We start from the raw sequence: 13,542 nt of genomic DNA on the forward strand, positions 1-13,542 counted from the left end.
CCAAGCGTTACCCGGTCAGGCTGGGCGGCTTCACGCCGCGCATCTTGGATGTGGACTGGGAGGTGGATCGGCGGTTTGAAAACCAGCGCCTGCTGGACAACTGGCGACTACGGCATTCACATCCGCGCTGACGGAACGGCGGCGAGGGTCGCTGGATCGCTGCGGGCGCAGCATTTCCGCATGCTGGACGGCGGCCAAACACCGACGGCAACCGGAATGGCATATCCATCACCGCTGAGCCGTCCCCCGTTCAATGTCGCTCGCGGCGGGATCGTTCCAGACGAGATCCGGGAGAGCGTGCAAGGTCGGAAGTGCCCGAGACGATTACGGGCAGTTGAAAGTGACGTGACTGGAGACACGCCCACGGCGGCTACATGTCCGCCGTGGTACGCGATTCGGGAATATTCAGAACCCCGGGAGCGACATCGAATGCGGAACCTGGCCGGAGAATGCCGGTACCTTCTCGTGCGCGAGTAGCCAGCGCTTCCGGTCCAGGCCCCACGCATACCCCTTCAGATCGCCGTTGCTTGCGATCACCCGGTGGCACGGCACCACGATCGCGACAGGATTGGCGCCATTGGCTGCCCCAATGTCGATCGCGGCGCGGGGGTCTTCAAAGCCCAGTTCCTTCGCGAGCTTTCCGTATGTCGTCGTCGTGCCCGGCGGAATGCGCCTCAAAGCGCCCCACACGCGCTGCTGCAGATCGGTGCCGACCGTTGCGGTCGGCAACGCGTTGATAGCGGTCAACTCACCCGCAAAATATCGGTCGATGGCACGCTCGATCACTTCCGGCGCCGGGCGGCTCGTGACTTCGGTCACCCCATAGTGTTCGCGCAGGCCACGACGCAGATGCGTGGCGTGGCTGGCAAACTCGAGTGCGCGAATCGCATCCTGGGTATCGGTGACAAGCAACATGCCACCCATCGGGGTTTCAAGATGACTCTGAAAAAGCTGCATGATTCGCTCCCGATCGAAAGCACGTTACGGTGCACCTACTTTATCTGTGTGAAGCCGCAGCCGAACTCCGTCTCTTGCGCTCTCATTCGTGTTCTTCTGCGTGCATTCCGATGCTACTTCGCGTCGTGGAAAATGACGCCGAGCGTACGCCGCTCGCCGCGGCGCAATCGGCTCACGCCATGCCGGAGCGCGGCTCGATAGAACCCTCGCGACGACTTCACCGGCCGATGGTTCACCGCAAGAACGACCGCGTCGCCTTGCCGAAGCGGCACCACCTCGGCCCGGCCCGGCTTCTTCGGATCGCTTTCGGTCAACAAGAGCTCGCCGCCGTCGAAATCCCGCCCGGGCTCGTCGAGCAGGAAGATCGCCTGCAACGGGAACACGAACTCGCCGTACAGATCCTGGTGCAGGCAGCAATAGTCGTTCTCACGGTAGCGCAAAAGCAGTGGCGTCGGCCGGGTCTGTCCTGCGTTACGGCACACGGTCTGGAATTCCGAAAGCGTCGCAGGAAACCGGGCGTCGATCCGCATCAAGCCATGCCAGCGGTTCGCAATGGGCGCCAGCCGTGAATAAAGCGATTCACGCAGTTGACCGACGATGTCGGGCAGCGGTCGTGCGAAATACTTGTATTCGCCTCGGCCGAACGCGTATCGCTCCATCACGATGCGACTGCGAAAGCGCGCTTCCTGGGGATAGTAGCCTGCTACCTCGCTGCAGAGCGACGGCGCGAGCAGTTTGGGAAGTATCGCGTACCCGTCGTGCGTCAGGTCTCGCTCAAATGCCGCCCAATCGATCGCTGCGATCTTGGCGTCGACCGACGTGTCGGCTGATTCCCCGTCGACATCCACAGGATCGGCGTCGAGCAACAGCGTTGCCTGTCTGGTCATGAGTGCGGCTCCGTAGTACGTGTTTTATTTGAATGCGATGCCGTGGCCGCCTTCCACGCCGTGTACTTTTCCGGCAGGCAGACTGCGCACGGACGATAGCCGGCCGCTACAGCGGTCGCTTCGTCTTGAAAGAACACGCGGTGTTTGACGTATTCGCCACGCGCGATTGCCCGCAACGCGGACCGGCAATCGAGCCGGCCGTAGATGCGGTTGCGTCGATGCCCGCCGAGTGTGCCTGGCACGTCGCTGTCGTACGGCTTGCCGTCTCGGCCGATCAGTTTGAATCGCGTGGATTGCGTCACGTTCGCTGTCTTCCAGCCCGTCAATGGGCATTGTGAAAAGACAGCTCGACGCCAAGCCGCTCACCGCCGCGAACGCGGCTGATCGCATGCTTGAGATTGACGCGGTAGTAGCCCTTGGTCCCCTTGAAGGGGCGCTGTGCGGTGCTGATGATCGCGGCGTCTCCCAGCATGAGCGGCACAACCATCGGGCGCGACTGCATTCGCGGCCGCTGTTCGGTGAGCACAAATTCTCCACCCGTGAAGTCCTTGCCGGCTTCACTCAGCAGCACGACGACCTGCATCGGAAAGACGTGCTCGCCATCGTTGCTCTGATGCAGCGCCAAATGATCGCCGGCACCGAGTCGGTTCAGATGAGACAGGGGTTGGCTTTGCCCGTCGTCGCTGTTACGCCGCAGGAAAGCGTTCAATTCCAATGGATATCGATACTCGACACCCAGGATCTCGTTCCAGCGATTGGCGATGGGTGCAAGATCTCGATACAGCGCGGCACGCCAGGACGCCAGCGGCTCCGGCAGTTGCGCACCGAAGCGCAAGATTTCCCCGCGCCCCAACGCGAGCGAATCGAGCGACACGCGGCGCCCCACCCCGTCCTCGCTGATCTGGCGTGCGAGTTCACGGGTCTCGTCGCGGTCAAATGCACCGGGCAGCAGCGCGTATCCCTCGGAATCGAGTTGCGCGCCGATGTCGATCCAGTCCGGCGCGGCGCAGCTGATGGCAGTTTCGGTCATTTTGGAAGTGATGTTGGGGTTTGAGTTCGGCACGCTCAAGATTTGGCTTCGCATCGCAGGCGCTCGCGTTTGCGGTCGACGCCTCGTCGGTATGGAAAGGAATACCTCGAATTTACATGCGACAGCTCCGAGCCGAACTCCATTTCTTGCGGTAGTACTCGCGTACCGCGATGCGATTCACCAACCGGGAAATCGTGCGATCAACCTGATCCAGATCGTCAGGCAACCGGCGTCGCGCATGTAGCGCAATGCCTCGCTCGCGCGCCACGTGCACGGTACCCGTCGTAACCAAATGGAATCGGCTCCGGACCGATACATCCACACGATCGTCGCTGCCATCATTTGTTGCTCCGGGGCCATCGCGCGAAAACCGGCCCGCCATGCGGCCATTTCTGCCGGATGGTGTTCCCCGGATCGCTCGTCGTAGGCGGCCGGGCAGATACCCCGATGGAATTCCCCCTGGCTGCTGGAACAGAACAGCCGCGACAGTCTCAATTCGGTGATCGCCTGTTTCAGGACGGTGAGGAAGTGGGCCGATGTTCTCATCGCGCTGACATGCGTTTCGCCGGCCAACGCCTCCAGCGACAGCGCAGCGTGCTCATCGAGATCCAGCGATCGAGCAACCAGCCGGTCCAATCGCGTTTCGTCCATCGGCGCCGAAATTTGAGACTGCGCGTGCAGCACGTGCAGGATCGCCTCTACGTCGCTGTCAGTCTTTTCGCACTCGGTGACGAATTGAGAATCGATGTTCAACACTTCCGGTCTTTGACTTTGTGAACGGGTGATCGTGTGCACTTCCGCTACACGTGCGATTCGCTTTCTCGTCGAGAACGATATCGGTTGGAGACGAATGATTCGATCCGTTTCTTGCTTTCTAATTTTCCCGAATCGATGCCGTGAACGCTGACGACGATTCGTTGAATGGAACGACAAGAAACGAATAGAAGTGCGGATGCTCGATCGCTATCGTTCGTTCCGAGCGGAGCCACTCCGTCTCTCTATCAACCGAGATCACCAAGGAGTCGAACATGTCGAAGGAAGACGATAACAAGGCAGTCGTCGGTCGCTGGTTCACGAATTTCTGGGGCGAGAAATGCGACCTCCGCATCGTCGACGAAATTGCGGCGCCGGACATGCTGCTGAAGTACTCGCTCCATGAGCCACGTCGTGGCCGTGAGGATATCAAGGCATTCATGACCGACTTCCGCGCGGCGTTCCCGGATCTCAACTTCTGGGGCGTCACCGATCTGATCGCCGAAGGCGACTACGTGGTCGGTCAGTGGGAAGGTGGCGGCACGCACACGGGCCCGGCGTTCAGCGACTTCCTGATCGGGTCGCTGCCTGCCTCGACCGGCCGGCGAATGCACTTCACCGGGACCACGGTCCTTCGCCTGAAGGACGGTCTGATCGTCGAAGAGCTCGGCCTCGACGACGGCGTGACGGCACTCACGCAACTCGAGCTGATCAAGAAAGCCTGAGCGCGGACACGGTCGGTTCACCGGTCGGATATTGGCCGTAGCAAAACCACGAGCACGGATCGGCTCAAGTCGATTCGTGCTTTTTTAATGCGCGAATGGTAACGGGAGCGCGCTGACCCATCCGTCATCTCCGTCCCGACCCGCCCGCTCGGCAAACGCCGCTGCAAGCGCCGCAAAAGCCGTGACCATTGAGCGCTCATGCCGGACATGCTTACCGCCGCCGCCCGGGATGCCGTGCGCCGCGTTGCAGGACGGCGCACCGGAATCGGGTCCGGTCCGAGCCACGTCCGCCGCTTGTCATTTACCTGCCACCGTCGACCGGTAGCGTTCGGGGCTGACCCACGCCATCGACAGACGAATCCGCCATGCAGCGCACGTCGCGCGCCACGCCCCACGTTTATGCGGCCACGTCCCGCGCCCTTGCCGTCAGCCTCGCGATCAACCTGCTGCTGCTCGCCGTCGAGACGGTCGCGGCGTGGTCCGCGCATTCGTCGGGGTTGCTTGCGGACGTCGCGCACGCGGCGATCGATCTCGCGGCCGATGCGCTGATCCTCGTCGCGTGCCGGCTCGACGCGCGCCTGCCGCCGGAGCGGCGCCCGACCTACGAACCGCTCGCGCTCGCCGGCCTCGGCGCGTTGCTCGCCGCGACGGGCGCGCAGATGATCTGGCACGCGATGAACCGGTTCGATACGCCGCCCGTCGTGCAGCCGGTCGCGACGACGCTCGCGCTCGTCGCCGTGACGCTCGCCGGCAAGGCCGCGCTGTCGTACTGGATGCTGCACAAGGCGCGCGAAACGGGTTCCGCGCTGCTCGAGGCGAGCGGCTGGCATGTGCGGACCGATGCGTTGTCGGCGTTGCTGGCGGCGCTCGCCATGAGCGCGGCGCTGGTCGGTTTCGGCCGTCTCGACGACGTGGCCGCGCTTGCGATCGGCGCACTCGTGATCCGCACGGGCGCCGGTTTCATCCGGCGCGGCTGTGCGCAGTGGCCGGCGCTGGCGGAGTGGGCGAACCGTTCGACGCGCGGGTCGTGAACGCGGGCGGCATCGTTGGGCATTGCGCCGAGGTGTGACTCCTTCCAACACTCGCAATCGGTGATCGGCCGGGCAGAATGACAAAGAGGCTCGCGTAGTGCGAGCCTCTTTTGCGTGATGTCGTCATCGGCACGCGACGCGTTGCCCCATACCGATGAATCGCCGGACGAATGCGGCCGGCCCCGATGGTTCGGTATCGCCCGCCGCTTACCCGAGCGGCACCACGCTCCCGAGCAGGATCCGCACGAGCGTCGCCTGGCGCGTGACGCCTGTCTTCGAGAAAATCGCACGCAGGTGCGTGCGCGCCGTGTTCTTGCTGATCCCCGATTCGTCCGCCGCTTCCTCGAGCGTCAGCCCGTTCGTCAGCAGCAGCGCGAGCGACGTCTCGGCGGGCGTCAGGTCGAACAGCTTGCGGATGATTTCCTGCGCGCCCTGCGGCTTGCGGTCGGGGTCGCGCAGGAACAGCGTGACGGCCGGCCGCCGCTTGTTGTCCTCCGACCAGTCGGACAGCAGCACCGTGCGCACCAGCAGCCCGAGGCGCGGCTTGTCGAAGCTGCGCGTGATCGGCATTGCCTCGACGGTCGCCGCGGCCGTGCCGTGGTGTCCCATCACCGCGTGGCGGATCAGCCGCTTCAGCGTGCGGTTCTCCTGCGCGTCGGTTGCCTCGATCGTGCCGCGCGCAATCGTCAGACCGTTGTTCTGCTTGAGGATCTCGTCGGCGACGCTGTTCATGTCGATGATCGTGCCGTTCTCGTCGAGCGCGATCGTGCCGACCTGCATCCGGTCGATCGCGTTCGCATAGATCGACCGTTCGACCTCGGCCGAATCGAGCCGCGAATGCAGTTCGATCGCACGCTTCAGGTGCGGCAGCAGCAGCGCGCAGATCGCCTTGTCGCGCGCGGAGAACTGCTTCGACGCATGGTTGCGGCACACGCGGAACCGGCACTCGACGCCCGACGGCGTGCGCAGGTCCGCGCCGAGGATATAACGCACGTCCTGCGGCTTCAGGAATTGCTTGTACAGCTCGCTCGACAGCCAGCCCGTGTCGCCGAACACGTCGTCGACCGTCACCACGCGATCGGCCGGCAGGCCGACGAACGGGTCGAGGGAATAGTAGTAATCGTTGTAGGCCGCCTGGCCGTCGCCCGGGACGACCGGGCCGAATTCCGATGCGTGCACGGACAGCGGCGCGCGGCGGTCGCTCGCGGCCGCGCGCAGGATCAGCGTCACGTAGTTCGCCTGCAGCCAGCGGCGGACGAGTTCGAGCGCACCGGCCCACGGCGGCGTCTCCAGCGGCCCCTGGTAGATGCGTGCCATCAGCTCGCTGAAATCGGCGACGCCGATATCGGCCTCGTCACTTGTTGCCTGGCTCTCTTGCGGAGCCCATCTCGTCTCCATCAGCACGCTCCATCCTCCATACGACATGTTTCCAGTGCGATTTGGTCTCGCCCCCATGATTAGGACGCGTCTAAATTCCGGCGTCATCGGGGGGATTCACTGAATAGTGAGAATTGGCCATCCGGGCGGGCGAACCATCGTCCAATCGGATGATGTGGCGCCCTGCCCGCTGCGCTGGAATGCCCGTCAGGCCGTGCCGGCAAGCGTCCGGCCCGGACTCAGGGAAAACCGCGACACGGGTTTACCTGATTCAGACCGCATCCGATTCAGACAGGAGTTCCCATGCCGCTCGACCCCCAGGCGCAGGCGCTGCTCGCCGCGTTCGCCCAAGCCCCCGCGATCGATTTCGCCCAGCTCACCGTTCCCGCCTACCGTGCGAGCCTTGCCGCGGGCGGCGCCTTCGCGCCCGGCGATGCCGTCGCAGCCGAGGAGGACTGGCGGATTCCCGCCTCGGGCCGGCAGTTGTCCGCGCGGTTATATCGGCCCGATGCCGATGGGCCGTTGCCGCTGACCGTGTTCTTCCACGGTGGCGGTTTCGTGTCGTGCGGCATCGATTCGCACGCGAACCTGTGCCGCAGCCTCGCGACACGCGCGCGCACGCTCGTGCTGTCGGTCGACTACCGGCTCGCGCCCGAGGCACGCTTCCCGGCGGCCGCGCACGACGCGTGCGATGCCGTGCGCTGGGCCGCCGCCAGTGCGCGCGATCTCGGCGCGCGCCCCGGCGCGGTGGCCGTGGCCGGCGACAGCGCCGGCGGCAATCTCGCGGCGGTCGCCGCGCTGCAGTTACGCGGCTCGGGCATCGGCATCGCGCATCAGTTGCTGCTGTATCCGGTCGTCGATTGCGCGACCGAGCATCCGTCGTATGAATCGCTCGGCGACGGCTACTTCCTGACGGCGGAGATGATGCGCTGGTTCAAGCACCATTATTTCGACGCCGGCGCCGATCGCGCGTCGCCGCTCTCGAGCCCGCTCGCCGCGCCGGACGTCGCGGGCGCGGCGCCGGCGACGATCGTCAGCGCCGAATTCGATCCGCTGCGCGACGAGGCCGAAGCGTATGCGCTGCGTCTCGCGCAGGCCGGCACGCCGGTGACGCTCGTGCGCTGGCCCGGCCAGTTGCACGGTTTCGCGAGCATGCTCGGCGCCGTCGATGCGGCCGACCGCGTGCTGACGTTCGGCGCCGACGCGCTGCGCCGCGCATTCGACGCGACGGAGGCGCAATGACGCTCGCCGGCACGCTGGAGATCGTCGACGAGCTTCGTGCGGGCCGGATGGTCCTGCTCGTCGACGAAGAGGATCGCGAGAACGAAGGCGATCTCGTGATCGCGGCCGATCACGTGACGCCCGACGCGATCAATTTCATGGCGCGCTTCGGGCGCGGCCTGATCTGCCTGACGCTGACCGCCGAGCGCTGCGAGCAACTGCGGCTGCCGCCGATGGCCGATCACAACGGCACGCCGTTCGGCACCGCGTTCACCGTCAGCATCGAGGCGGCCGAAGGCGTGACGACCGGCATTTCGGCGGCCGATCGCGCGCATACGATCCGCGCGGCGGTCCGTGCGGGCGCTCGCCCCGACGATCTCGTGCAGCCCGGCCACGTGTTCCCGATCGCCGCGCGCCCGGGCGGCGTGCTGGTGCGGGCGGGGCACACCGAGGCTGGCTGTGATCTCGCGGCGCTCGCCGGGCTCACGCCCGCGTCGGTGATCTGCGAGGTGATGAACGACGACGGCACGATGGCGCGGCTGCCCGAACTGAAGGCGTTCGCCGCGCATCACGGGCTGAAGATCGGTACGATCGCCGACCTGATCCACTACCGCCGCGAGCACGAATCGCTCGTCGAACGCATCGGCGAGCGGCCGCTGCATACGCCGTGGGGACGGTTCCGCGCGATCGAGTATCGCGACACCGTGCACGGCGCGCCGCATCTCGCGCTCGTGCGCGGCGAACCCGATCCGGCGACGCCCGTGCTGACGCGCGTGCACGAATGCCATTCGCTGCTCGACCTGCTCGACGCGGAGCCGTCCGCGCATTCGTGGCCGCTGCACGCCGCGCTGCAGCGGATCGATGCGGCCGGCTGCGGGGTCGCGGTGCTGCTCGACTGCGACATGCGCGGCGACGCGATGCGGATGCCGGCCGCCCATGCGCGGCGCGACGGACGCGTGACGGGGATCGGTTCGCAGATCTTGCGCGACATCGGCGTGCGGCGGTTGAACGTGCTGTCGAGTCCGTTCCGACTGCCGGCGCTATCGGGGCACGACCTGGAGATCATGGCGTTCATTCCGCTCGGGGACGACGATCCGGAAAGCGCGCGGGGTGCGCACGCGAACCCGCTGCGGGCGGCTTGATGCTCGGGTGACGGGCGGGCGTCGTGTGCGGCGCTCGTAGTCGGGTGGGTTGATCGGGTTTTCGCGTTACAGGCGATCGTTTGTTTGTGTGGAATACAGCCCCAAGCCTGTAATTGGCCGCTGCTTGCCATCGTTGATGTCTGCTCGGAGGGCGGCTCGCCGCCCTCCGCCATCACGGCTCGTCCACCCGGACGATGCGCGCCCGCACCACCGTCGCACAATGATCGCCGTGCCTATTCCCGACGCCCGTGCCCTCATGGATTCAGCTGACCTCACGACCGCGTTCAGCCCGCTGCAGATCGGCCCGCTGACACTGCGCAACCGCCTGATCAAATCCGCCACCAACGAAGGCATGACGCCGAACGGCGTGCCGTCGCGCGCGCTCGTCGGTTTTCACGAGCGCATTGCCGAAGGCGGTGCCGCGCTGACGACCGTCGCGTACTGCGCGATCAGCGACGACGGCCGCACGTTCGTCGATCAGGCACGGCTCGACGTGCCGACGGTCCGGCAATTCCGCGCGCTGACCGACGCCGTCCATCGCCACGGCGCGGCCGCGTCCGCGCAGATCACGCATGGCGGCTTCTTCACGTTCCTGCCGTCGCTGTCGACGAAACGGCCATTGAGCGCGTCGGGCGGCTTCAACAAGGTCGGCGTGATGAGCGGCCGCTTCCTGAAGCGGGCGATGACGCACGACCAGATGTCGGCGGTCGCCGACGAATTCGCTCAGGCGGCGCGGCATGCACGCGATGCCGGTTTCGATGCGGTCGAGATCCACATGGGCCACGGTTATCTGCTCAGCCAGTTCCTGTCCCCGCTGTATAACCGCCGCCGCGATACGTACGGCGGCGACGCGGCACGGCGCGCGGCGTTCCCGGTCGAGGTGCTGCGCCGCGTGCTCGACGCGGTCGGCCGCGATCTCGCCGTGGTCTGCAAGATCGGTGTGACCGAAGGCGTGCGCGGCGGCGGAACGGCCGACGACGCGTGCGAGATCGCACGGCGGCTCGAAGCCGAAGGTGCGCACCTGCTCGTGCTGAGCGGCGGGATGAACGTCGAGTCGGTGTGGCAACTGTTCGGCAGTCCGCTGCCCGGCGACGCGCGTGCAAACGCCGACAATGCGATCGTGCGTGCCGCGATGGCACTGCAGAAGCTCACCGAACCGAAGATGGGTGCGTTTCGCGAGATGTATTTCCTCGAACATTCGAAGAAGGTGCGTGCGGCCGTCCGGATGCCGCTCGCCTACCTCGGCGGCGTGCGTTCGCGCGGGAACGTCGAGCTCGCGATGCGCGAAGGGTTCGATGCGGTCGCGCTCGCACGGGCGCTCGTGTTCGAGCCGGGTTTCGTCAACGGCCTGCGTGACGGCCGGCTCGCGCAGTCGGGCTGTACGTCGTGCAACCGCTGTGTCGTGTCGATGTACACACCGGGCGGCACGGCGTGCGTATTGCGCGAACCGAACGACCCCGCGCCGAACCGGGTGCCGGCAGCCGGCGCGTGAGGTCCGACGAGTGACGCGGCTCGGCGCTCAGCCCGCGTCGCGCGCCCGGGCGAGCGCCGCGAGGTTCCCTTCCCCGAACCCGTGGTGCCCCTTGCGCTGCACGATCTCGAAGAAGATCTCGCCGGGCCGGCGCTTGACGAAGGTCTGGAAGAACAGGCGCGGCACGCCGTCGTTGCCGATCTCGCCGTCGACCAGCACCGCCCGGCGGCGCAGTGCGTCGAGATCGACGCCGTGCCCCGGCAGCCGCGCATCGACGTCGTCGTAATAGCGTGCGGGCGGCTCGATGAATTCGACGCCGTTCGCGCGCAGCGCATCGACGCAGGACAGGATGTCGTCGGTGGCCAGCGCGACGTGCTGCACGCCCTCGCCCGGATGGTCGGGCAGATACGCGTGCATCAGCTCGGTGCGCCGCGTGCCTTCCTCGTAGACCGGAATCCGCACCGCGCCGCACGGCGACACCATCACGCGCGAGTCCTCCGACACATGCCAGTGCGCGTCGATTTCATGGATCTCGCGAAAGTGCAGCAGATCGTGGTAGAAATCCAGCCACTCCCGCATGCGCCCCGCGCCGACGGTTTGCGTGAAATGGTCGACCTGCTGCAGGCCGACACCGACGCAGTCGAGATCGGTATGCGCGGTCGCGATGTCGATCGGTCGGAAATCGATGTCGAAGATCGAGATGTCGCCGACGCCGCCGCGCTGGCCGTCCTTCCCGCGCCAGCGATCGACGAAATAGAGATGCGAATCGCCGATACCCTGGATCGCCGGGATCTTCAGCTCGCCGACGCCGACCCGCTCGCCCTCGAATGCCCACGCGCCGAGCTCGATCGCACGCTCGAACGCGCGCCGTGCGCTGGCCACGCGCAGTCCGATCGCGCAGACGCCCATCCCGTACTCCTCCGCGTAGCGCGCGGCGAACGACTCGGGCTCGGCGTTGATCAGGAAATGCATTTGCCCTTGCCGGTACAGCGTGACGTTCTTGCTGACATGCCGCGCGATCGCCTTGAACCCGAACTGCTCGAAGCGTTGCGCGAGCGCTTCCGGCACAGGCGCCGCGAATTCGACGAATTCGAGGCCGGCCATCCCGAGCGGATTGGCGGCCGGGTCGGCGACGGGCGGCGTATCGCTGGACAGGGGGTGGGAATTGCCGGGCATTCCAGTCTCCGGGGGCATGCGGTCCGTGGGGATGGCACCCGTTGCGTGCGGCATGCGCGGCCGATGTGGCGGCCGGGCCTCCGCCCCGAACGGGCGAGTTTTCGATGCTGCAGATTTTAACCAAATCGTTCACGGCGGCACACCCTGGCCGAACGGGATATCCGTAAGACGCTTAGTGCAAACCCGGAAAGCGTTCGATAATCGCACGGGTTTGAACGATAATCGCGCACTTTATCCGATTGGCCAATTGCCGCCGTACGGCGCGCGCCCTATTCTCCGTTCACCCATCGACTTCAATGCAGCATCGGACGCGGCGCCGCCACGATTAACGATGCGCCGTACCAGGAGACACCGCAATGACCCCAACCTTCGACACCCTCGACGCCGCCGCCGGCGCCCGCGCGCGCAGCCAGGCCCGCAAGGCCGCGATCGGCAGCTTCGTCGGCGCTGTCGTCGACTGGTACGACTTCCTGCTGTACGGGATCGTCGCCGCGCTGGTATTCAATTCCGAGTTCTTCCCGAAAGTCAGCCCGACGATGGGCACCCTCGCGGCGTTCGCGACGTTCGGCGTCGGCTTCCTGTTCCGGCCGCTCGGCGGCGTCGTGTTCGGTCACTACGGCGACCGGCTCGGCCGCAAGCGGATGCTCGTGCTGACCGTGATGCTGATGGGGCTGTCGACCGTCGCGATCGGCCTGCTGCCGGCGTTCTCGACGATCGGCTGGTGGGCGCCCGTGCTACTGGTGCTGATGCGCGCGGTCCAGGGTTTCGCGGTCGGCGGCGAATGGGGCGGCGCGGCGCTGATGGCCGTCGAGAGCGCGCCGAAGCAAAGGAAGGCGTTCTACAGCAGCGGCGTGCAGGTCGGCTACGGTGTCGGGCTCGTGCTGGCCACGGGCATCGTGTCGATCCTGAGCCACACGCTCGGCGAGGCCGCATTCAAGTCGTGGGGCTGGCGCCTGCCGTTCGTGTTCAGCATCGTGCTCGTGCTGATCGGGCTGTGGGTGCGCAAGAACATGGACGAGTCGCAGGAATTCGTCGAGAAGGTCGAACACGGCAACCGCAAGCTGCGCCTGCCGGTGCTGGAAGCGCTGACGCGCCATCCGAAGGCGTTCCTGCTGATCATCGCGCTGCGGCTCGCCGAACTGTTCACGATGTATATCGTCACCGCGTTCGCGCTCAGCTATTCGACCAGCAACCTCGGCATGTCGCGCGACCTGTTCCTGAACATCGGGCTGCTGGTCGGCGCGGTGAGCTGCGTGACGATCCCGTGCTTCGCGTGGCTGGCCGACCGTTACGGCCTGCGCCGCATCTACCTGATCGGCGCGCTGATCGGCGTCGCGTCCGCGGTGCCGTTCTTCGTCGCGCTCGAGGCGCGGTCGATCGCGTGGATCGTGATCTTCTCGATCCTGCTCGCGAATGCCGCGCACGACATGGTCGTGAGCGTCCAGCAGCCGCTGTTCACCGAGCTGTTCGGCGCCGAATACCGTTACAGCGGCGCGGGCGTCGGCTACCAGTTCGCGAGCGTCGTCGGCGGCGGCTTCACGCCGTTCATCGCGGTCGGCCTCGTCAGCGTGGCCGGCGGTTCGTGGCATCTCGTCGCCGGTTATCTCGCGGTGGGTTGCCTGATCTCGCTGGTGGTCGCCGCGCGGATGCGGGCGGCGCAGTGACGGCCTGACCGGATGGCCGACCCGACTCGCGGTCGGCCATCCCTCCGCACATCTGCATCGCGGGCGCGACGTCAAACACTGTCAGTTACGCGTGCCAATCCCCCATTT

At 66.1% G+C, this 13,542-nt stretch carries 13 protein-coding genes; 6 read left to right on the forward strand and 7 right to left on the reverse strand.

Features of this window, described 5'->3' with window-relative positions:
- Positions 1–405: 405 nt before the first annotated feature.
- The 5 genes from VL15_RS07485 to VL15_RS07500 form a co-directional block, all read right to left on the reverse strand.
- Positions 406–957, reverse strand: coding sequence for a methylated-DNA--[protein]-cysteine S-methyltransferase (locus tag VL15_RS07485; protein WP_048244486.1), 552 nt, complete (start codon positions 955–957; stop codon positions 406–408).
- A 113-nt stretch (positions 958–1,070) separates the two neighbouring features.
- Complete coding sequence (locus tag VL15_RS07490) at positions 1,071–1,844, reverse strand: 2OG-Fe(II) oxygenase (RefSeq protein WP_048244487.1); 774 nt, start codon at positions 1,842–1,844, stop codon at positions 1,071–1,073.
- Complete coding sequence (locus VL15_RS39705) at positions 1,841–2,146, reverse strand: Ada metal-binding domain-containing protein (protein ID WP_080970752.1); 306 nt, start codon at positions 2,144–2,146, stop codon at positions 1,841–1,843. The genes VL15_RS07490 and VL15_RS39705 overlap by 4 nt, the downstream gene beginning before the upstream one ends.
- A gap of 20 nt (positions 2,147–2,166) precedes the next feature.
- On the reverse strand, positions 2,167–2,874 hold the full coding sequence (locus tag VL15_RS07495) for a 2OG-Fe(II) oxygenase (protein ID WP_048244489.1): 708 nt from the start codon (positions 2,872–2,874) through the stop codon (positions 2,167–2,169).
- 177 nt (positions 2,875–3,051) lie between these two features.
- On the reverse strand, positions 3,052–3,669 hold the full coding sequence (locus VL15_RS07500) for a hypothetical protein (RefSeq protein ID WP_155420144.1): 618 nt from the start codon (positions 3,667–3,669) through the stop codon (positions 3,052–3,054).
- Positions 3,670–3,902: 233 nt separating this feature from the next.
- On the opposite strand from VL15_RS07500, the gene VL15_RS07505 reads away from it, so the two are divergent.
- Together VL15_RS07505 and VL15_RS07510 are read left to right on the forward strand one after the other, a co-directional pair.
- Entirely contained in the window at positions 3,903–4,352 is a 450-nt protein-coding gene (locus VL15_RS07505) for an ester cyclase (protein WP_048244493.1), read from the forward strand.
- A gap of 365 nt (positions 4,353–4,717) precedes the next feature.
- Positions 4,718–5,383, forward strand: a complete 666-nt coding sequence (locus tag VL15_RS07510) for a cation diffusion facilitator family transporter (RefSeq protein WP_048244495.1) — start codon at positions 4,718–4,720, stop codon at positions 5,381–5,383.
- A gap of 207 nt (positions 5,384–5,590) precedes the next feature.
- Here the strand turns inward: VL15_RS07510 and VL15_RS07515 are convergent, their stop codons facing one another.
- Complete coding sequence (locus tag VL15_RS07515; protein WP_048244497.1) at positions 5,591–6,781, reverse strand: helix-turn-helix transcriptional regulator; 1,191 nt, start codon at positions 6,779–6,781, stop codon at positions 5,591–5,593.
- 282 nt (positions 6,782–7,063) lie between these two features.
- On the opposite strand from VL15_RS07515, the gene VL15_RS07520 reads away from it, so the two are divergent.
- The 3 genes from VL15_RS07520 (at position 7,064) to VL15_RS07530 (ending at position 10,615) form a co-directional block, all read left to right on the forward strand.
- Complete coding sequence (locus VL15_RS07520; protein WP_048244499.1) at positions 7,064–8,002, forward strand: alpha/beta hydrolase; 939 nt, start codon at positions 7,064–7,066, stop codon at positions 8,000–8,002.
- Positions 7,999–9,123: a bifunctional 3,4-dihydroxy-2-butanone-4-phosphate synthase/GTP cyclohydrolase II gene (gene ribBA, locus VL15_RS07525; protein WP_048244501.1), complete on the forward strand. Its 1,125-nt coding sequence runs from the start codon at positions 7,999–8,001 to the stop codon at positions 9,121–9,123. The genes VL15_RS07520 and ribBA overlap by 4 nt, the downstream gene beginning before the upstream one ends.
- 256 nt (positions 9,124–9,379) lie before the next feature.
- Positions 9,380–10,615 carry an NADH:flavin oxidoreductase gene (locus tag VL15_RS07530; protein WP_048244503.1) on the forward strand — a complete coding sequence of 412 codons (1,236 nt, stop codon included), beginning with the start codon at positions 9,380–9,382 and terminating at the stop codon, positions 10,613–10,615.
- A gap of 27 nt (positions 10,616–10,642) precedes the next feature.
- On the opposite strand, the gene VL15_RS07535 is transcribed toward VL15_RS07530, so the two are convergent.
- Entirely contained in the window at positions 10,643–11,770 is a 1,128-nt protein-coding gene (locus tag VL15_RS07535; RefSeq protein ID WP_048244505.1) for a 4-hydroxyphenylpyruvate dioxygenase family protein, read from the reverse strand.
- 356 nt (positions 11,771–12,126) lie between these two features.
- Between VL15_RS07535 and shiA the strand changes: the two genes are divergently transcribed.
- Positions 12,127–13,434, forward strand: coding sequence for a shikimate transporter (gene shiA, locus VL15_RS07540; protein ID WP_048244507.1), 1,308 nt, complete (start codon positions 12,127–12,129; stop codon positions 13,432–13,434).
- Positions 13,435–13,542: the final 108 nt, after the last annotated feature.

Origin of the sequence: Burkholderia cepacia, from assembly GCF_001039005.1 — a bacterium.
In the GTDB taxonomy this organism is placed as follows: Bacteria; Pseudomonadota; Gammaproteobacteria; order Burkholderiales; family Burkholderiaceae; genus Burkholderia; species Burkholderia theae.

Bases quoted from the DNA above. Each gene is read 5' to 3' on its own strand.
- VL15_RS07490 (WP_048244487.1), bottom strand. From the start codon at position 1,844: ATGACCAGACAGGCAACGCTGTTGCTCGACGCCGATCCTGTGGATGTC.
- VL15_RS07510 (WP_048244495.1), top strand. From the start codon at position 4,718: ATGCAGCGCACGTCGCGCGCCACGCCCCACGTTTATGCGGCCACGTCC.
- VL15_RS07495 (WP_048244489.1), bottom strand. From the start codon at position 2,874: ATGACCGAAACTGCCATCAGCTGCGCCGCGCCGGACTGGATCGACATC.
- VL15_RS07535 (WP_048244505.1), bottom strand. From the start codon at position 11,770: ATGCCCGGCAATTCCCACCCCCTGTCCAGCGATACGCCGCCCGTCGCC.
- VL15_RS07530 (WP_048244503.1), top strand. From the start codon at position 9,380: ATGGATTCAGCTGACCTCACGACCGCGTTCAGCCCGCTGCAGATCGGC.
- VL15_RS07520 (WP_048244499.1), top strand. From the start codon at position 7,064: ATGCCGCTCGACCCCCAGGCGCAGGCGCTGCTCGCCGCGTTCGCCCAA.
- VL15_RS07485 (WP_048244486.1), bottom strand. From the start codon at position 957: ATGCAGCTTTTTCAGAGTCATCTTGAAACCCCGATGGGTGGCATGTTG.
- ribBA (WP_048244501.1), top strand. From the start codon at position 7,999: ATGACGCTCGCCGGCACGCTGGAGATCGTCGACGAGCTTCGTGCGGGC.
- VL15_RS07515 (WP_048244497.1), bottom strand. From the start codon at position 6,781: ATGGAGACGAGATGGGCTCCGCAAGAGAGCCAGGCAACAAGTGACGAG.
- shiA (WP_048244507.1), top strand. From the start codon at position 12,127: ATGACCCCAACCTTCGACACCCTCGACGCCGCCGCCGGCGCCCGCGCG.
- VL15_RS07505 (WP_048244493.1), top strand. From the start codon at position 3,903: ATGTCGAAGGAAGACGATAACAAGGCAGTCGTCGGTCGCTGGTTCACG.